Here is a 17,004-nt window from a genome sequence, read left to right as displayed (position 1 = left end):
GCCGCGACCTGGCCGTCGTTACGGGACCACATATCGCCAAGTGGTCGGTTCCCGGTTCAGGCATGCCGGCGGGTAGTCGCCGTAGATCCCTCGGTCGTCTCCGGCCATCACCCAGGCGTGCTGGCGGTCGGCGCGAGCGGCCAGCTCGGCGAGCTGCCGGCGCCGCGCATCGCGCGCGGCGCACATGTCGCGGTAGGCCCGTTTGAGCGTCCAGGCCATCAGCACGATGGCCGCCAGGCCGATGATCCACCAGATGAAGTGCGCGATGATTCCGACGAGCAGCAGCACGGCGAAAAGATGACCGAGGATTCCCGTCATGGTGCTGAGTCCCACCGCTCCACGATGCGCCGGTAAGTGTCGTGGTCGATGTGGTCGTCGAGGTACTGGATCACCCGGTCCGGGCCGGGGTAGCCGGACAGGTCGTGCTCGCCGAGCAGGCCGGGGTATTCGGCCAGCAGGTCGTCGATGATGCGGCCGACATTCCACGTGTCGCGGCCGTCCCACGGCAGTGTGACCAGCACGTAGCGGATCAGGTCTTTACGGGTGACGGTTGCCCTCATCGCGTACCTGCTTGTTCGGCGCGCAGGTCACCTTCAGCGCGAAGGTCGCCTTCGACGACGAACCGTAGCCGGTCGGCGTAGGTGATCGTGTCGGCGATTTTCCCGGCCAGCTCGAACGCGCGCGCCGCGCGGGCACCGGATAGGTGTTCCTCGGCCCAGCGGGCGCGGGTCAAAGCGTCGCGCAGCAGATGGCGGCACTCGTCGAGGCACTTGGCGGCTTCGGTGATCCCGCTGGCCGCGCCGGCGCGGGCTTCCTCGGCGCGGCGGCGTTCCTCGGCCAGCTCGGCGGGCGTCGCCTGCCGGTAGTCATCGCGGCCCATCGGCGGCTCCATCGTCGTGTTGGGCGCGCGCACCGCCCGCGGCCAGCCGGTTGATCGCTTCCGTGCGCCGAGCATCCGACACTTGAGTGTAAATGGCGGTGGTGTTCAAATTGGCGTGCCGCAGCAGGGTTTGCGCGGTGCGCAGATCGGTGCCGTCGCTGACCAGCTTGGTTCCGTACCAGTGACGCAGCCTATGTGCGGTGCCGCCTGGAATGCCGGCGCGATCCATTGCCTGCCCGATGATGTCGGCGACGCCGCGTGGCCGGATCGGCTGCCCGCGCCGGCGCGCGTTGCCCGGAAACCACCAACCGCGCCGGGGCATCGTCTCGGCGGCCTCAACCAGCAGCGGATGCAGCGGCAGTATCGCGGTCACGTTGCCCTTGCCGGTCACCCGCAGGGTGCGCGCCTGGGGGTCAACGTCCTCGCCGCGTATTTTGGCGATTTCATGCACCCGCAAGCCCGCGAACGCCGCCAACAGGATCATCACACGGGTGCGGTGATGCATGCGCACCGCGAGCAGGTTTTGCAACTGCTCATCGGTGATCGGCCGGGGTACGCCTTTGGAGGCCTTCGGGCGTGGTAGCTGCGCTGCGGCATTCGTGCCGCCGTTTTGCCCCAACCAGCGGTAGAAGCTGTGAATGTAGCCGTAGTAGGCGGCGCGGCTGTTGGGCTTCAAATTGGGCCGGCCAAGGAACCGGGCGATGTCAAGGGGCCGCACCGACTCCACGCCCACCCCGGCGAATTTCTCCAACCGGCGCAACACACCCAGGGTTTCGTTGATCGTGCGGTTGGAGCGGCCCGCGCCGCGCATGTACAGCTCCCAGCGCTCCAATGCGCTCAGCTCGCCATCGTCATCGCCGGAACCGGCGGCGGGCACCACCAACGCCAAATGCCGGTGGTGGTGTCGGGCCGCGCTCATAGCCGCACCAACCGTACTGCGGTGGCCAGGTCGTCGAACACGCACCCGCAATGCGCGCAGCGCGCCGGGCCCGTGTAAAACTGCGCCCGAGTCTGCCGCAGCCACGCGGCCTTGTGCTGCCCGCACATCAGCACCGCCTCACAGCCGTGCAGGTTCACCCGCCAGCCGGCCGGCCGGCGGCATCGCCGACCCTCACCGGCGGCGGGCATCTCACAACCCGGCGGGCAATCGAACATAGACACCACCGCCTCCAACCCGTCACCGGCCCGGCACAACTGGCGGTAGGACTCAATGGACATGTGGCTCCCTTCGGGTTCGGAGCCAGCGTCGCCGATTGTCAGGTCATATCTAGGTCACGGCACCGTGTTTGTTCAGCTAACTACCGCCTCTGACCTGCGTAAACACTGGTGCGCGGTACTGGGATTGAACCAGCGACCTCTTCCGTGTCAGGGAAGCGCTCTCCCGCTGAGCTAACCGCGCCCGGATCAAAGAAAAAGAGGTGGAGACGGGAATCGAACCCGTGTGCACGGCTTTGCAGGCCGTTGCCTCACCACTCGGCCACTCCACCGCGGGGTTGACGCCACCACCTTCGAGCGGATGACGGGATTCGAACCCGCGACCCTCACCTTGGCAAGGTGATGCGCTACCAACTGCGCTACATCCGCGCGCAACGGACAAGATCGTCGCCCGGTGCGAAGCACGACGATAGTCCACTTGAGCAGGACCGCACAAATCTCTTGACATCTTCGGGTATACCTCACCGCGGTGTGGGCAGCAGGTTCTCTCAAGTGGCGCGTCACGTGCTAACCTTCGACCTCGTCTGGCCCGCGGCATCGGTCCTGTAGCTCAGCGGGAGAGCGTCCGCCTCACACGCGGAAGGTCGCTGGTTCGATCCCAGTCGGGACCACTGCGTGGCGTGCGGGTACCGCCGTTCCTTGTTGTGCGCGGGGCGCTCGGCATCGCCTTTGATCCGCCGTCATTAGAAGTGAAATGCCGGCATCCGCATGTTGAAGTGCGGCATAGCCGGGACCGCCGGCGCCGCAGGCATCACGGGGGCCGGCATGGCCGGGATTCGCGGGGCTGCCGGGGGCGGCATGGCCGGCAACACCGGTGCCTCGGGGGCGGGCAGACGGATCGGCTCGGGAGCCGGCACGTGTGCCGGGGCCCCGGGCGCCGGAATGTGCACCGGTGGCTGCGGCGACGGGAGGTTCAACGGCGGCTGCGGCTCTGGAAGGTGAACCGGCGGTTGCGGTGTCGGCAGCTGAACCGGCGGCGTGGGATCGGGCGCCTGCACCGGTGGGGTGGGAACATGTGCCGGCGGCCGCGGGGTTTGCACCGGTGGGGTGGGAACATGAACTGGCGGTCGCGGCGCCTGCACCGGAGGCGCAGGGCTCGGCAGCTGTACCGGTGGCTGCGGGGCCGGCATGCGAACCGGCGCCGCGGGAACCGTTACGTGGACAGGTGCCGGCGACGGTGCGGGCGCTGGCAGCGGGCCGGGAATTGGCACAGGCACCGGTGCGGCCACCGCAACGGGCTCAGGCGGCGGCGCTGCCGGTAGCGGCGGCGCGGCCACGGCAACGGGCTCCGGCGGAGCCGGCGGGTTCGCGGCTGGCGGCGGCGCGACCGCGGGCACAACCGGCGACGCCTGGCGCATCGGCTGTGGTTGTGGCGCGGGCGGTTGGGCCACCGCCGGCGGGGGTGGCTGCTGGGCCGGCACGATGAGGCTTTGACCGGGTTCGGGACGCAAGGCGACGGTCGGTCGTATGCTGATCGCCAACGAAATCGCCAGCGCGACCACGCCTCCGACGACGACCGTCGCTAACGTGCTGCCGACCAGCAACACCGGCCTGCGCCGCCGCCCGGTGCCGGCGCAGACGGCGGCGTCGGACTCTTCACCGGCGCCGCTGTAGGCCAAAGCCTCGCCACCCGTCGAAGCGTCCGAGGAGCCCTCCACGAAACCCAGGTAGGCCAGCGGATCGACCTCACCCGTGCCGGGATCCTGTGCGTAGGCCAAAGCCGCGGTCGACGACGCGAACAGCGGCGCGTTGGCCGACGCCAGCGCAGCGCCGCGGGCCAGCGCCGTCTCCGGCTCCTCGGGAGCGCTGACCGCGAGCGGCGTCGCAGCTTCGAGTTGCGGCTTGATCGCGGCGATGTCGACGCCGCTGCCGACCACGAACAAGCCCTCGGGCCGGGACTGCAGTGCTTCGACACCGGCGACTATCGAGAGCAACCCGGGCCAGGCGTCGGCGCCCGGAGCCAGCGGCTGGCGTCGTACATCGGTGATCGAACCGTCGGCGGAGTCCACCACGGCCAGGGTCGCCGTATCGGGTTCGACGAACAGCATCGCGGTGTGCTCGTAGCCGATCGCGCTGCCGACCGTCTGCGCCAACGCCGCCGCGGCCAAAAAGGCGGAAACCAGCATGACGTTTTCGACCTTGTGGGCGGCCAGCGCGTCGCGCAGCGCGGCGCCCTCGGCTTGATCGGTCCACGTAACACCGGTCGACAGCAGATGATGGCCGGCCTCGGCGGCGCCTTCGCGGGTACCGAGGATGGCCGCCACGACTTCTTCAGGCGCGTTGCGGGTTGCCAAACCCGGGGCGGCGGCGGTGTCGAAGCTGTCTTCTTCGACGGTCACGCCGTCGCCGTTTTGGCCCTCGACCACCACCAGCCTGATCGATTCCGGAGCCATCGAGACCCCGAGTACGACGTCCATCGCTCCTCCCAAGTCCCTGGGGCTCATCGCGGTCTGATCGGAGCAGAACACCGCGCGGGCCGCGATCTCCACGATCTTCGTCGCGGTCGCGGAAAACGTTACACCGGCTAATTAAGTCGGAGCTGTGAATTTCGCGCCGAACGGGCGTAACGCCGCGCTCAGGCCACCCGGAACCCCTCCAAATCTGCCTGCTTGACGGTCAGGCCGTGACCCGGTGCGCCGCGGTCGGGACGCAGCACGCCGCCCGGCTGCGGCGCCAAAACGCCGTCGAAGGCCAGCTTTTCGATGCGGACATGGTCATGGAAATACTCCAGGTGTCGCATGTGCCACACCGCCGTGCCGGCGTGCGCACTGATTTGCGGAGCGCAATGCAGCGACAGGTCCATGCTGCGGGCGTCGCACAATGCGCCGACCTTGAGGACCCCGGTGATCCCGAGGGCGCGGGTGACATCGGCTTGCAGACAGTCCACCGCGTCCGCGTCGAGCATTTGCTGGAAATACGGTAAGTGGTAACCGTATTCACCGGCGGTGATGTCCATTCCCGCCGGGCCGTGCTCGCACAGCTGATGCAGTCCCCACAGGTCGTCGGAGGTCACCGGTTCTTCGAACCACCGCACGTCGTACTCGGCGAAGCGCCCGGCCCACAGCAGCGCTTGTTTGCGGCTGTAGGCGCCGTTGGCGTCGACGAACAGTTCGGCGGCGTCGCCGATCGCGCAACGCGCTGCGCTCACCCGTTCGGTGTCGGCGTCGGGGTCGCGCCCCACTTTCATCTTGACCCGGGGGATCCCGGCCTCGACCCAGCCGCACAGCTGGGCCCGCAGCGTGTCGTTGTCATACGAGGTGAATCCGCCGCTGCCGTAGATCGGGGTAGCGTCGTGCACGGCGCCGAGCGCGATCATCAACGGTTCTTGCAGTAGCCGGGCCCGCAGATCCCACAGCGCGATGTCGACCGCGGAGATGGCCTCGGCCACCACTCCCGGCTTGCCCAGGTTGCGCACCGCATGCGCCATCTCGGCCCATCGGGCGGGCGGCTGCAAGGCGTCGCGACCGGTGATAACCTCCGCCAATTTCGATTTCACCACGGTCACGACAGATGTGTCCGCATAGGTGTACCCGGTCCCGACCTTGCCGCCTGCGTGCACAGTCACCAGCACGAAAGTCGTCGAGTCCCAGGTCAACGTGCCGTCGGACTCGGGAGCATCGGTGGGAATCGTGTAGGCGGAGGCTTCCACTGACTCGACGGGAACGGTGGAGCCGGCGCATGAAGTCATGTCCGGTGTCTACCCGCAACGCAAACCGGGTATGCCCGGTTTGCACAGTGCCAGGCGGCGCGCGGAAGGGGGACGATGACGGCAAAACCAGCATTCGTCGAAGAGCTTGCGCCGCACGTACTTCGGGAATACGCGCTGCTCGCCGACGGCGAACGGGGTGTCGTCGTCGGGCCGCGCGGCGATTACTGCTGGATGTGCTTTCCCCGCTGGGACAGCCCCGCGGTGTTCAGTTCGTTGCTAGGTGGCGGCGGTGTCTACGCCGTGTCGCCGGATCACCCGCGGTTCGTGTGGGGCGGCCGTTACGAACAGCGGTCGCTGATCTGGCGGTCGCGCTGGGTGACCACCGATGGGATTGTGGAATGCCTTGAGGCACTTGCATTTCCGGGCGACTCGGACACGGCGGTGCTGTTGCGCCGCATCATCGCACGAGATGCGCCGATGCGGATGCGGGTCACCCTCGACCTGCGCGCGGGTTTCGGTGCCGAGCCGATGCGCGACCTGTGCCACAACGACGGCGTGTGGACAGGGCGGACCGGACGACACCGATTCCGGTGGACCGGGCCCGCCGAGGCCCGCCGCGGCGACGACGGCGCGCTGCGCGCGGTGGTGAACGTTACGCCCGGGCACGACTTCGACTTGGTGCTGGAAGTATCCGACCAAGAGCTGCCCCAAGCCGCAGTGCGGCCCGACGACGTGTGGCGACAAACCGAACAGGCTTGGGCCAGCGCGGTTCCGGCGTTCTCGGATACCTTGGCCGATCTCGACACCCAGGTCGCCTACGCGGTGCTGCGCGGCTTGACCAGCAGTGGCGGCGGGATGGTGGCCGCGGCGACGATGTCGCTGCCGGAACGGGCTGAACAAGGCCGTAACTACGACTACCGGTACTGCTGGATCCGCGACCAGTGTTACGCCGGTCAGGCCGTGGCCGCGGCGGGCAGCTATCCGCTGCTCGACGACGCTGTCCGCTTTGTCGGCGAACGCGTCCTTGCCGACGGTCCCAGACTTCGGCCCGCTTATTCCGTCATCGGCCGGCCGCCGCCGCGTGAACAGCAGCTCGACCTGCCGGGTTATCCCGGCGCTGATGTCAAGACCGGCAATTGGGTGACCGAGCAGTTCCAGCTCGACACGTTCGGCGAGGCGCTGCTGCTGCTGGCGGCCGCCGCCGACCGCGACCGCCTGGACGGCGCGCACTGGCGTGCGGTGGAAACGCTGGTGCAATCGATCGGAGAGCGCTGGCGCGAGCCCGACGCCGGCATCTGGGAGATCGGCAATCACCGCTGGACCCATTCGCGGCTCATCTGCGCGGCCGGGCTGCGGCGCATCGCTGAGCAGGCGCCCACTCGCCAGGGTGCCGAGTGGCAACGCCTGGCTGATCTGCTCGTCACCGACGCCGATTCGAACTGCCTGCACCCGAGTGGAAGATGGCAACGCGCACCCGATGATTCACGGATCGATGCGGCACTGTTGATGCCGTCGATCCGGGGGGCGATCCCGCTCGGCGATCCGCGCACCGTGGCCACACTCGAGGCGGTGCGGGCCGATCTGGGTCGGGACGGTTTCGTGTACCGGTTCCAGCCCGACGAGCGGCCACTCGGCCAAGCCGAAGGCGCTTTCCTGCTGTGCGGCTTTCTGATGGCCTTGGCCGATCATCAGCACGGCAACCACGTGGCCGCGGCTCGATGGTTCGAGCGCAACCGCACCGCCTGTGGTCCACCCGGATTGCTCACCGAGGAATTCGACGTGGCCCAACGCCAACTGCGCGGCAACCTGCCTCAGGCTTTCGTGCATGCGCTGCTGTTCGAGACGGCGCATCGGCTCGCCGAAGGATGCCGCCCGCCGGTCGGCGCCGGAACCGGATAGGGGTGTTTGCCCAGCGGCGCCGCCGGGTACGCAGCCGCAGTGGATGCTCTCGCCGAAACGGCTGTCGAGACCTGGCGGCGCAGCCGGTTGTCTCGCTGGCTTCGCCTCAACGGCTATGTGGCGTTCGACCTGCCGCGCACGGTAACCGCGCTGGGCGGATTGCTGCTGGTGGGTATCATCGTCGCGCACGCCTACGTGTTGGCCACACAGCAGGCGCTGCCGCTGTACTTCGTGCTCTACTGCGCCGTGCTGATCACCGCCTGCATGCTGGCAGCCGGCGGGATGTGGTTGGCTGTCAAGCCTCGCGCGCCACAGCTGGGCTGGTTTGCCGGCGACCTGGTCTCGGTCGTCGTTATCGTGCTGTACTTCGCAAGCCGCGCGGCCAGCCTGCCCGGGCTGATCGCGCTGACGGGCCGGTGGGACTTCGCCCCTGCGACGTTCGCACTCGCCTTCGCGGGGGCGTTCGTCGCGGTGCACATGTCGGTGCTGCTGGGCATCAACGTCGCGTATCCCCAGCGTCAGGGTTGGCACGACTGAACGGCCGGCGATGACGCTCGACTACCCGGTATGGCTGCGGATCGACCACTGGCTCAACGTGCTGTTTCTGACGCTGCTGCTGCGCAGCGGCATCGAAATCCTGGGCACGCATCCCAAGCTGTACTGCAACGACGACAGCAAACCCGGCACCGAGTGGGCACGCTTCACGACCAAGGAAATGCCGACCGACAAGCTGTACGACACCCTCGACGAAGAAGAGTCTTACAGCTCGCTCGTGGCGCTGCCCGGTCATAAGAAACTGGGCATGGGCCGGCACTGGCACTTCTTCTCGGTGATCTGCTGGATTCTGGTCGGCCTGTCTTACTACCTTCTGTTGTTCGCCACCGGGCAGTGGCACCGGTACTGGCCCTACTCGTGGTCAATCTTCCCGGAGGCCTGGAACGACATCGTCGCCTACATGACGTTCAACCTGCCGCCGCTGCTGCCCGGCGAGCCGCTGGATGCCATCCAGAAACTGACCTACGCGGGCGTGATCTTCCTGCTCGCTCCGTTTCAGATCCTCACCGGTGCCGCCCAATCCCCGGCGATCGAGGCGCGCTTTCCGTGGTATGTCCACATGTGGGGTGGACGGCAGTGGGCGCGCACCCTGCATTTCGTCGGTCTGGTCGCCTTCCTGGTGTTCATCGTGATCCATCTGTCGATGATCGCTTTCTGGGGCTGGGGTCAACTCAACGCCGCCATGATTTTCGGCTCCGTCCGCAACATTTACTGGGCGACCGCGTTGTCCGCAGTGATCGTTGGTGCGATCGTCGCCATCCACATCGCGGCAACGAAGTGGAGCCTTCGCCGGCCCGTGCAGGTACACCGCGTCCTTGGTGCGATCAACACGCGCGCCAAGCTGATGTTGTTGCGGCCGTTGAATTCACGGCAGAACTACCCGCGGCGCAAACTGTCGGGAGAGCACCGCGTTAACGGTAAGCCACCCTGTTCAACCGAGTACAAGGTGATGGCGGTGCACAACTTCGTCGACTGGCGGCTGCGGGTCGGCGGGCTGGTGGAAAACCCGGTGACCCTGGACCTTGCCGCGCTGCGGGCGCTGGCCGAACCGGAAACGCAGCGCGTCATGCACAACTGTGTGCAGGGTTGGACGAGCCTCGGCCAATGGAGCGGCCTGCACCTGGGCAAGCTGGTCGAGCACGTCAAGCCGCTGCCGGGGGCCCGCTACATCTGCTTTTTGACCATGCAGGACAACAGCCGCGACGAACCCAGCTCCGACGGACTGGGGCAGTTCTATGAGGTCATGGATCTCGAGCTGGCCTACAAGCCGCAGACCATCCTGGCCTACGAGATGAACGGCATGCCGTTGCCGATCAAACACGGTGCGCCGCTGCGATTGCGGGTGGAGACCCAGGTGGGATTCAAAATGGCCAAGTGGATCAACCAGATTGAGTTCATCGATGACTACACCGGTATCGGCATGGGCTTGGGCGGGTGGCGTGAAGACAACATCCACTACGACAAGGATGTGGAGATCTGACCATGACCGAGTCGATGGTGCGGCCCGAGTTGGTCGAGTTGCAGCCGGCCGAGCGTGAACGTGTTCTCCAGCAGGTTGCCGCCAAGGGCGGGTACTGCGAAAGCTGCGGCGGAACGGAGTTCCACGTCGGCCGCGCTTTGTACCTCGGCTTTTTGTTTCTCGACGAAGACCAGGACGCGTATATGGTGGCGCTCACTTGCCGCAACCCCGACTGCCGCAAGCCGCGTACCGGAATCAGGTTGCGGGAGAACGATTTTCTCGACCACGACGGAGAATCCCGCGCCGCGAGCTGGCGAATCGGCCTGCCCCGTGGCGCTTAGCTTTGACCGGTGGCCTCTCGGTGAACACCGGATGGGCAAGCTCGAACCGGTCGATAAGGTCCGATAGCGCACGCAGGTCGTCGCACAACGACCGGAACCGGCGCTCGTCTGCGTCGCTGAGCAAGCCGCGGGTGCTGTAGTGGACGAGCCGACGCAGCCGCCCGGCCAGCGCCGTGCCCCACCTGATGGAAAAGTCGTAGCTTTCGCCTTCGGCCAGTTCGTGTTTCGTCCCGAGTCGTTTGAGCGCGTCGATCTGCTCGGTGAGCAGCTGCATATCGTCGTCGATATTGACCATCGCTGTTCCTCGTCTCACCGGTGCGGCTTGGCGACGCTGAGCACATACGGCGTGCCCTGCAGCGTCAGAAAGACCCGGTGCGGCCCGACCGCCATGCCCGACACGGCGGCGGACCGGACCGGGCCGGGCGGCAGGCCCGCACGGTAGTTGGTGACGTGCAGGACGGGAATCGTGCCGCTCGGGTATCCGGTGAAGCTAGCCGTCTCCAGCGTCACCACCTCATGGTCGGTGGCCGCGTAGATGCGGGTGTCGTCGGTGCCCAGCTTGCGGATGGGGGAGGGCAGCCGGGTGCGGGCCAGCACCTGCATCCCGTCACCGCCGCGGCGCGAGTCGACGGCATACAGCACGCCGTCGTCGCGCCCGGCCACATAGCTGCGCGTCACCTGGGTGCCGTCGCCGGCGGAGACCGCGACGCCGATGCGCAGCGACCCGCGTTGCGCGGGTGGAGACGACGCATCCTTGTAGTAGCGGATTCCCGATGGGCCGTAGAGGTGGTATTCGATCGCGCGCCCGCGGTTGGCGCCGTCGATGGTGTCGGCGGGGGATCCGGTGACGGCCGCGGTGGCCAGTTTGCGATAGCCGTGTTGATCGACCGGCGTCACCGACAGCCCGTCGGCCGACAGCGCCAGCAGGATACCCAGGCCGGCGTCTTCGGACAGGTAGGCGGGCGCAGGGCCGGCGTCGACCTCGTCGAGCTGACGCAGCGTGCCGAGGTCGACGACCGCCACCTTGTTACGGCCGGGCTGCGGCACGAACACCTGCCCGCCGTCGGTGCGGCTGATCTGCAGGTTGCGCCCCGCTTGCATCGGCGGGGAGAGCCGCGTCTTCCCATGCTGGGGGCTCAGCGGATCGCTGACCTCGGCCAGCCGACCGTCGTCGGTGAGGCCGATCAGCGCGTGCGTGCCAGACGACCACACCGGATCGCGCAGTGTTGCGCCGACCCAGCGCACCGTCACTTCGGGCGTGCTTTCCGGTTGCGACGGGCTCGAACAGCCTGCGGCCGCGATGGCCGCCGCGGCCGCGGCACCGCACCAGCGCCACAGCGGCGACCCAGCCACGGCCGCTCTCCTTCCGCGGTTGCCCTGAACCCGTCCGGTTGCTGTACCCGGATGTGTCGTCGGCTACACCTGGCCCGGCGCGTCCAATCGCCGCTCTGGTCCAGCCGCAGGGGTGGCCCGCCGGCGGTGTCCCCAGAAGCCGAAGAACGATCTCGCGTCCTCGGCGTTGAGGTGCAAGCGTATTACCTACCCGCACAGCGTCTTTGGCAAATCGGCTCGCCAGCAAGCATGCCGGCCGGGCTGACACCTTCGTGCCGTGTTTGCTGCCCGGCACGTTGGGGTAGCCCCTAGCAGCGCGCACCACAGCCCGGGGCGCGGTCCAGGACTCTTCAGGAGGACACGGTGGCAACAACCGTCAGGTCAGCGACCGAGGTGACGCGATTCCTCGTCGGCCAACACGAACGGATCAAGTCGCTGTTCGCCGAGACGCTGAAGGCGAGCGGCAAGGAGCGAGAGAAAACGTTCCTCGAGCTGCGGCGGTTGCTCGCGGTGCATGAAACCGCGGAGGAACAGATCGTGCACCCGCGCGCAAAGCGGAAAATCCCCAACGGCGACAAGGTGGTCGGCACACGGCTGCAGGAAGAGAACGAAGCGAAAAAGGTGCTCAGTCAATTGGAGTCACTCGATGTCGACTCGTACGAGTTCAGCGGCCAATTGATCGAGCTTCGCGATGCGGTCGCTGAGCACGCCGAGCACGAAGAGCAGGAGGAGTTCGCCAAGCTCGAAGAAGAGCTGGACCGAGACGAGCTGCGGTGGATGGGCCGCGCCGTCGAACTGGCCGAAGCAATCGCGCCCACCCGCCCCCACGCCGGGGTCGAATCCCAGGTCGCCAACATGCTGGCCGGCCCGTTCGCGGCGATGATGGACCGGGCCCGCGACGCCATCCTCGGCAAGGGCTGAGCGGGCCAGCATGATAACGCCGGGACACCTGCTTACTTGCGACGAGTTCGATCCGAAGAAGCTGGTGCGCCAAGCCCGTTCGGTCCAAACCGCTAGGTTCGCGCGGCTCTGGAACGACAAGCAGGGCCATAGCCCCGTGGTGTGGTCGGTGATCGGGGCGGTGTCGCAGGCCTGCTCGCTGCCGATCACCACCGCTGTGACCTGCCCATCATCCGGATGCACCCCGCCGTGGTGGCGCAGCGGCAGCGACCCGCGCGACCCCTACTCCAAAGGATGTCGAGCGCGGCTGTCGACGACGTCTACATCCCGCGGATCGGGCCCGAGCAGGACCGATTCTTCGGCGTCTGGGAGTCGAAAGTCGCGGCGTGAGCACGCGTGAGGATCGGTGATGGCGGCAGCGCGGAAAACCAGTGCGGCGAGCTACTTACCCGAGGACCGCGACCTCGATTCACTTGAGGCTGCCGCCAATGTGTGCCGGGGCTGCTCGCTCTACGAGAGCGCCTCGCAAACTGTTTTCGGGCACGGGGATTCGCATGCCCAGCTCATGCTCGTCGGTGAGCAACCGGGTGACCGGGAGGACATCGAGGGCTTGCCGTTCGTGGGTCCGGCCGGCCGGCTGCTTGCCCGGGCGCTCGACGAGGCGGGCATCGACCCGGATGTGACGTATCAGACCAATGCCGTCAAGCACTTCAAGTTCACCCGCAAGAACGCAAAGCGACGCATACATCAAAAGCCCAGCCGGACCGAAGTGGTGGCCTGCCGCCCGTGGCTCGTCGCCGAAATCGAGGCGGTGCGACCGCAGGTGATCGTGTGCCTCGGCGCGACCGCGGCACAATCGCTTTTGGGCGCGGCCTTTCGAATCTCGGCGCACCGCGGCGAGCTGATGCGGCTGCCCCGCGAGGCGGAGATCCGCGTCGAACCGGAGCCGCGGGTAGTGGCCACCTTTCACCCGTCAGCGGTGGTGCGCGAGCGCACCGAGCGCCGCCACGAGATGTACCAACTATTCGTCGGCGACCTGCGCAGCGCCCGGGCCAGTTTGGCCGGCCGCCGACGTCAACGACGGTGACGCGCCCCGTTTGATCCGCATCCCTGCGGGTACACCGTGATGGTGACCATCGGCGCGGTCACCCTGCCTTGGCATGCCCAGCGCCGCAAACGTGTCCCCGGAAGCGGCGGGTGGTGGCGCGCCGATGGTCCACTACGCCACGCGTCGATGTTGGGCCCAGCGGCGCGTTCTCACGGATCGTCGTCTTCCTCATCGCGGAGCAGCTTTTCCGGGTGGTGGAAAGTGTTGATGCGCGGCTGTCCGCGGTCCAGATGCGGTGGCGGGATCCATTCGGTGAGACCATCTTTGCGCTTGCGGGTTTGCCAGCCGCCGGGTTGGACGGTTCGGTGATTGGTTCCGCAGGCGAGGGTGAGGTCGTTGACGTCGGTGGTACGGCATTTGGCGTAGTCGGTGACATGATGGACCTCGGTGAAGTACGCGGGCACGTCGCAGCCGGGCGCCGTGCAGCCACGGTCCTTCGCGTACAACACGATTCGCTGCGCCGGTGAAGCCAGACGTTTGGTGTGGTACAGCGCCAAGGCGCGTCCCTTATGAAAAATGGCCAAATAGTGATGGGCATGACCGGCCATGCGGATCACGTCGCTCATCGGCAGCAACGATCCGCCACCGGTGAGCCCACGCCCGGCGCCGGCCTCCAACTCTGCCAAGGTAGTGGTGACGATGATGCTGGCCGGAAGTCCGTTGTGCTGGCCGAGTTCCCCGCTGGCTAGCAGCGCCCGCAGCCCGGCCAGCAAGCCATCGTGATTGCGCTGAGCGGCTGAGCGAGTGTCGCGCTTGATGGCTTCTTCGCTGGGAGTGCCGTCGATGACCGGTCTGTCGTCGTACGGGTTGGCCATACCGGGCGCGGCGAGTTTGGCTAACACCGCCTCCACGGTGGCGCGCATGGCCGGGGTGAGCCAGCCGCGGATGGGACTCATCCCGTCGATGTCTTGTCTGCCCAGGCTCAGCCCGCGTCGACGGGCGCGATCCTCGTCGGTGAAGTCGCCGTCCGGGTTGAGGCAGTCAGCGAGCTTGTCGGCCAGCTTGGCCAGCTGATCAGGTCGAAACTGGGTGGCCAACCCTGCCAGCTTGGCTTCCGCGCGCTCGCGGGTGGCCGCGTCGATCCAACACGGCAACTGCTCGAAGAACCTGCGGATCACCGCGACGTGGCCGGCGCCGATGTCTCCGGCGCGCTGCGCGGCGGCGGTGGCAGCCAATCGCGGCGGCAACGGCTCGCCGGTCAAGGCCTGCCGGTCGCCGAGATCCTCGGCCTCGTGGATGCGCCGCGCGGCCTCCGGACGGCTGACGCGCAGCCGATCGGCCAAGGCATGCGACAACTTGCCGCCCAGCTCGGTCGGTGTGGCCCGCTGGCGCACGCCGTTGATCAGGGCATGTCCTGCCACCGGCAACCGGCGCGCCTCGTTTTCGAGCCGCTCCAGAAGTGCCATCCGCTCCGGCGTCGTCAGCACCTCAAAGGTCAGCTCACCGAGCCGCGACACCGCATCATGCAGTGCATCGAAGACCTCGACGATCTCCTCACGGCTGGTCGAACGCATGTACGAATGCTACGTGTGGCCACCGACGCCGAGCCGACCCGAAAGCGCCACCTGGTGATGGAATCCCAACTGTGCATAGCTATGGACAACGCCCGGATCAGGGCGGCGACCCGCCCACGCGTCGGCGCTGAACACGGCGCCGTCCCCAGTCGGAGACGGCCAGCGCACCGGCCATCAGCGTGGCGCCCGCCAGCGACCGACGATGCCGGGTCGCCCAGAACTGCGGGCTGTGCGCGCGCGAGCGATCGTCGAACACGCCGCGCGCCCCGAAATCGCGGCCGCCCGCACCGTCAAGCGGCGCCCAGAGATTGGCCGGCCGGCCCGAGCTGATCGGCTGATCGGTCTGCTGGGAGCTGTAGCCGGTGCGGGCGAGATAGCGGTCGAGCAGCGCCGGCGCGAGCCGCTGACCCGAGATGGTGGCGACGGTGCTGGCGCCCAGCCAATACTGTTTGCGGTGCGGATGGTCGAGCGCGTGGATGACGCCGCGGGCCGCCACTTCGGGCTGGTAGATCGGCGGCACCGGCTGCGGATGCTTGCTCAGACGCGACAGCACCCAGGAGAACTGCGGGGTATTGACCGCCGGCATCTGGACCACGGTCACCCTGATGTTGCTGCCCTCGTGCATGAGTTCGGTGCGCAGCGACTCGGTGAATCCGTTGACCGCGTGCTTGGCGCCGCAGTATGCCGATTGCAATGGAATCGAGCGGGCACCAAGGGCAGAGCCCACTTGGACGATCACGCCGGAATCGCGTGGGCGCATGCGCTTCAACGCGGCCATGGTGCCGTAGACATAACCGAGGTAGGTCACCTCGGTCACCCTGCGAAACTCGTCCGGGTCGATCTCGGTGAACGGGGCGAACACGGAGGTAAAAGCGACGTTGATCCAGGCGTCGATCGGGCCGAACCGTTCCTCGACACGGCCGGCGGCCTGGTCGACGGCACCGTACTCGGAGACGTCGGTCGGGATCGCCAGCGCCTCACCGCCGGCCGCCTCGATCTCTGCGGCGGCTGCCCGAAGGCCGGTTTCGCCGCGCGCCAGCAGGCCGACACATGCCCTGCGCTGGCCCAGCAGCCGCGCCGTCGCGCGACCGATCCCGGCGCTGGCCCCGGTGACCACGACCACCCGCCGAGTTGAGTTGATTGCCACGGTCTTGGCTCTACCCCGACGCCGGATTGGTAAACATCGCACCACGGCGCCGAATCAAATAGGTAAGTAGCAGCGAACCGTTGACAGTGACTTACGGTTCGCGAATACTTACCACTGTGACTGCTTCGGTAGACGCTAAGCTGGATGCTCTCGGGGATCCGACCCGTCGCGCCATCCTGGAGAAGCTGACGGGCGGCCCGATCGCGGTGGGAGTGCTGGCCGACCAGCTGCCGGTGTCTCGGCCCGCGGTTTCACAGCACTTGCGGGTACTCAAGAACGCCGATCTCGTCATCGAGTCGGTCGCCGGCACCCGAAGGCTGTACCGCATCAACCACTCGGGGCTGCAGGCGGTGCGCGACTACCTCGACCGGTTCTGGGAAACCGCGTTGGACAACTTTGCCATCCTGGCCGCCGCCGAAGCGGAGGCCGATCACCGAAAGTCGTCGTCCGCCAGGAAAGCTGACAAAGGTCGAACCGGAAAGAAGTGAGGAGCAGTGATGAGTATTGAATCCGCCGTCGAAGTGGTTCGATCGGTGAGTGTGCCTCTGCCGCCGGCGCGAACATTCGAGTTATTTACGTCACGGATGACCGACTTTTGGCCCAAGGAACATTCGATTGGCAGCTCGGAGATGGCCGAAGTGGTGGTCGAACCCCACACGGGCGGACGTTGGTTCGAACGCGGCGTGGATGGCAGCGAATGCCCGTGGGGTCGGGTGGCAACCTGGGATCCGCCACGAAAAGTCTTGCTGCTGTGGCAAATCGATGCCGACTGGAAGTTCGATCCGAACTTTGAGACCGAGGTCGAGGTGACGTTTACCGACGAGGGCGCGGGTCGTACCCGGTTGGAGCTTCGCCACCGGAAACTAGAGCGGTACGCAGACAAGGCCGAACAGATGCGCGCAATCTTCGACGATCCCAGCGGTTGGACCGGTACGTTGGCCCGTTTCGTCGAGCTCGCGAGCGCCGAAACCGCACAACGTTAAGGACTTGTAGCAGTGCAGAATT

The 17,004-nt window shown here is 67.1% G+C and carries 20 protein-coding genes and 4 tRNA genes; 10 read left to right on the top strand and 14 right to left on the bottom strand.

Features of this window, described 5'->3' with window-relative positions; all coding sequences use genetic code 11:
- Positions 1 to 18: 18 nt before the first annotated feature.
- The 8 genes from MHEC_RS15490 to MHEC_RS15455 form a co-directional block, all read right to left on the bottom strand.
- On the bottom strand, positions 19 to 333 hold the full coding sequence (locus MHEC_RS15490; protein ID WP_048893859.1) for a hypothetical protein: 315 nt from the start codon (positions 331 to 333) through the stop codon (positions 19 to 21).
- Complete coding sequence (locus MHEC_RS15485) at positions 315 to 560, bottom strand: hypothetical protein (protein WP_048893858.1); 246 nt, start codon at positions 558 to 560, stop codon at positions 315 to 317. Before MHEC_RS15485 ends, MHEC_RS15490 begins: the two co-directional genes overlap by 19 nt.
- Positions 557 to 880: a hypothetical protein gene (locus MHEC_RS15480; RefSeq protein WP_099868846.1), complete on the bottom strand. Its 324-nt coding sequence runs from the start codon at positions 878 to 880 to the stop codon at positions 557 to 559. Before MHEC_RS15480 ends, MHEC_RS15485 begins: the two co-directional genes overlap by 4 nt.
- On the bottom strand, positions 867 to 1,799 hold the full coding sequence (locus MHEC_RS15475; RefSeq protein WP_235435021.1) for a tyrosine-type recombinase/integrase: 933 nt from the start codon (positions 1,797 to 1,799) through the stop codon (positions 867 to 869). Before MHEC_RS15475 ends, MHEC_RS15480 begins: the two co-directional genes overlap by 14 nt.
- On the bottom strand, positions 1,796 to 2,098 hold the full coding sequence (locus MHEC_RS15470; protein WP_201399596.1) for a hypothetical protein: 303 nt from the start codon (positions 2,096 to 2,098) through the stop codon (positions 1,796 to 1,798). The genes MHEC_RS15475 and MHEC_RS15470 overlap by 4 nt, the downstream gene beginning before the upstream one ends.
- 106 nt (positions 2,099 to 2,204) lie before the next feature.
- Positions 2,205 to 2,279, bottom strand: a tRNA-Val gene (locus MHEC_RS15465).
- A gap of 17 nt (positions 2,280 to 2,296) precedes the next feature.
- Positions 2,297 to 2,367 (bottom strand) — tRNA-Cys (locus tag MHEC_RS15460).
- A 24-nt stretch (positions 2,368 to 2,391) separates the two neighbouring features.
- Positions 2,392 to 2,464 (bottom strand) — tRNA-Gly (locus tag MHEC_RS15455).
- A 170-nt stretch (positions 2,465 to 2,634) separates the two neighbouring features.
- Here MHEC_RS15455 and MHEC_RS15450 point away from each other — a divergent pair.
- Positions 2,635 to 2,706 (top strand) — tRNA-Val (locus tag MHEC_RS15450).
- A 72-nt stretch (positions 2,707 to 2,778) separates the two neighbouring features.
- Here the strand turns inward: MHEC_RS15450 and MHEC_RS15445 are convergent.
- Both MHEC_RS15445 and MHEC_RS15440 read right to left on the bottom strand, forming a co-directional pair.
- Positions 2,779 to 4,512 carry a DUF7159 family protein gene (locus MHEC_RS15445; protein WP_201399593.1) on the bottom strand — a complete coding sequence of 578 codons (1,734 nt, stop codon included), beginning with the start codon at positions 4,510 to 4,512 and terminating at the stop codon, positions 2,779 to 2,781.
- Between the two features lie 158 nt (positions 4,513 to 4,670).
- The gene (locus MHEC_RS15440) at positions 4,671 to 5,783 is read right to left on the bottom strand and encodes an enolase C-terminal domain-like protein (RefSeq protein ID WP_048892940.1); all 1,113 of its coding nucleotides are present in this window, start codon (positions 5,781 to 5,783) and stop codon (positions 4,671 to 4,673) included.
- 75 nt (positions 5,784 to 5,858) lie between these two features.
- Here MHEC_RS15440 and MHEC_RS15435 point away from each other — a divergent pair, with 75 nt between their 5' ends.
- The 4 genes from MHEC_RS15435 to MHEC_RS24875 are packed head-to-tail and all read left to right on the top strand — an operon-like array spanning position 5,859 to position 9,998.
- Entirely contained in the window at positions 5,859 to 7,643 is a 1,785-nt protein-coding gene (locus MHEC_RS15435) for a glycoside hydrolase family 15 protein (protein ID WP_048892941.1), read from the top strand.
- Between the two features lie 39 nt (positions 7,644 to 7,682).
- Entirely contained in the window at positions 7,683 to 8,180 is a 498-nt protein-coding gene (locus tag MHEC_RS15430; protein ID WP_048892942.1) for a hypothetical protein, read from the top strand.
- A 10-nt stretch (positions 8,181 to 8,190) separates the two neighbouring features.
- Positions 8,191 to 9,678: a molybdopterin-dependent oxidoreductase gene (locus MHEC_RS15425; RefSeq protein ID WP_048892943.1), complete on the top strand. Its 1,488-nt coding sequence runs from the start codon at positions 8,191 to 8,193 to the stop codon at positions 9,676 to 9,678.
- A 2-nt stretch (positions 9,679 to 9,680) separates the two neighbouring features.
- On the top strand, positions 9,681 to 9,998 hold the full coding sequence (locus tag MHEC_RS24875) for a hypothetical protein (protein WP_071700390.1): 318 nt from the start codon (positions 9,681 to 9,683) through the stop codon (positions 9,996 to 9,998).
- On the opposite strand, the gene MHEC_RS15415 is transcribed toward MHEC_RS24875, so the two are convergent.
- Positions 9,913 to 10,293, bottom strand: coding sequence for a hypothetical protein (locus MHEC_RS15415; protein ID WP_048892944.1), 381 nt, complete (start codon positions 10,291 to 10,293; stop codon positions 9,913 to 9,915). The genes MHEC_RS24875 and MHEC_RS15415 overlap by 86 nt on opposite strands.
- A gap of 14 nt (positions 10,294 to 10,307) precedes the next feature.
- Entirely contained in the window at positions 10,308 to 11,351 is a 1,044-nt protein-coding gene (locus MHEC_RS15410) for a YncE family protein (RefSeq protein ID WP_048892945.1), read from the bottom strand.
- Between the two features lie 342 nt (positions 11,352 to 11,693).
- Here MHEC_RS15410 and MHEC_RS15405 point away from each other — a divergent pair, with 342 nt between their 5' ends.
- From MHEC_RS15405 to MHEC_RS15395, 3 genes are all read left to right on the top strand, one after another.
- Positions 11,694 to 12,251, top strand: a complete 558-nt coding sequence (locus MHEC_RS15405) for a hemerythrin domain-containing protein (RefSeq protein ID WP_048892946.1) — start codon at positions 11,694 to 11,696, stop codon at positions 12,249 to 12,251.
- A gap of 141 nt (positions 12,252 to 12,392) precedes the next feature.
- Positions 12,393 to 12,620, top strand: a complete 228-nt coding sequence (locus tag MHEC_RS15400; protein ID WP_048892947.1) for a hypothetical protein — start codon at positions 12,393 to 12,395, stop codon at positions 12,618 to 12,620.
- Positions 12,621 to 12,639: 19 nt separating this feature from the next.
- Positions 12,640 to 13,317 carry a UdgX family uracil-DNA binding protein gene (locus MHEC_RS15395; protein ID WP_099869229.1) on the top strand — a complete coding sequence of 226 codons (678 nt, stop codon included), beginning with the start codon at positions 12,640 to 12,642 and terminating at the stop codon, positions 13,315 to 13,317.
- A gap of 170 nt (positions 13,318 to 13,487) precedes the next feature.
- On the opposite strand, the gene MHEC_RS15390 is transcribed toward MHEC_RS15395, so the two are convergent.
- Together MHEC_RS15390 and MHEC_RS15385 are read right to left on the bottom strand one after the other, a co-directional pair.
- Positions 13,488 to 14,852: an HNH endonuclease signature motif containing protein gene (locus MHEC_RS15390; protein WP_048892949.1), complete on the bottom strand. Its 1,365-nt coding sequence runs from the start codon at positions 14,850 to 14,852 to the stop codon at positions 13,488 to 13,490.
- Positions 14,853 to 14,949: 97 nt separating this feature from the next.
- Positions 14,950 to 15,993: an SDR family oxidoreductase gene (locus MHEC_RS15385; protein ID WP_048892979.1), complete on the bottom strand. Its 1,044-nt coding sequence runs from the start codon at positions 15,991 to 15,993 to the stop codon at positions 14,950 to 14,952.
- 122 nt (positions 15,994 to 16,115) lie between these two features.
- On the opposite strand from MHEC_RS15385, the gene MHEC_RS15380 reads away from it, so the two are divergent.
- Both MHEC_RS15380 and MHEC_RS15375 read left to right on the top strand, forming a co-directional pair.
- A complete protein-coding gene (locus tag MHEC_RS15380) occupies positions 16,116 to 16,487 on the top strand; it encodes an ArsR/SmtB family transcription factor (protein WP_048892950.1) in 372 nt (123 codons plus the stop codon).
- Positions 16,488 to 16,496: 9 nt separating this feature from the next.
- Entirely contained in the window at positions 16,497 to 16,982 is a 486-nt protein-coding gene (locus MHEC_RS15375) for an SRPBCC family protein (RefSeq protein WP_048892951.1), read from the top strand.
- Positions 16,983 to 17,004 lie beyond the last annotated feature (22 nt).

Source organism: Mycobacterium heckeshornense, assembly GCF_016592155.1.
GTDB classification, from domain to species: Bacteria; Actinomycetota; Actinomycetes; order Mycobacteriales; family Mycobacteriaceae; genus Mycobacterium; species Mycobacterium heckeshornense.
Note: the sequence above shows the minus strand (reverse complement) of the source record. Positions and strands in the feature narration are given on the sequence as shown.

Coding starts and splice junctions, on each gene's coding strand:
- MHEC_RS15425 (WP_048892943.1), top strand. CDS start 8,191: ATGACGCTCGACTACCCGGTATGGCTGCGGATCGACCACTGGCTCAAC.
- MHEC_RS15440 (WP_048892940.1), bottom strand. CDS start 5,783: ATGACTTCATGCGCCGGCTCCACCGTTCCCGTCGAGTCAGTGGAAGCC.
- MHEC_RS15485 (WP_048893858.1), bottom strand. CDS start 560: ATGAGGGCAACCGTCACCCGTAAAGACCTGATCCGCTACGTGCTGGTC.
- MHEC_RS15415 (WP_048892944.1), bottom strand. CDS start 10,293: ATGGTCAATATCGACGACGATATGCAGCTGCTCACCGAGCAGATCGAC.
- MHEC_RS15475 (WP_235435021.1), bottom strand. CDS start 1,799: ATGAGCGCGGCCCGACACCACCACCGGCATTTGGCGTTGGTGGTGCCC.
- MHEC_RS15480 (WP_099868846.1), bottom strand. CDS start 880: ATGGGCCGCGATGACTACCGGCAGGCGACGCCCGCCGAGCTGGCCGAG.
- MHEC_RS15390 (WP_048892949.1), bottom strand. CDS start 14,852: ATGCGTTCGACCAGCCGTGAGGAGATCGTCGAGGTCTTCGATGCACTG.
- MHEC_RS15435 (WP_048892941.1), top strand. CDS start 5,859: ATGACGGCAAAACCAGCATTCGTCGAAGAGCTTGCGCCGCACGTACTT.
- MHEC_RS24875 (WP_071700390.1), top strand. CDS start 9,681: ATGACCGAGTCGATGGTGCGGCCCGAGTTGGTCGAGTTGCAGCCGGCC.
- MHEC_RS15470 (WP_201399596.1), bottom strand. CDS start 2,098: ATGTCCATTGAGTCCTACCGCCAGTTGTGCCGGGCCGGTGACGGGTTG.
- MHEC_RS15395 (WP_099869229.1), top strand. CDS start 12,640: ATGGCGGCAGCGCGGAAAACCAGTGCGGCGAGCTACTTACCCGAGGAC.
- MHEC_RS15445 (WP_201399593.1), bottom strand. CDS start 4,512: ATGGACGTCGTACTCGGGGTCTCGATGGCTCCGGAATCGATCAGGCTG.
- MHEC_RS15375 (WP_048892951.1), top strand. CDS start 16,497: ATGAGTATTGAATCCGCCGTCGAAGTGGTTCGATCGGTGAGTGTGCCT.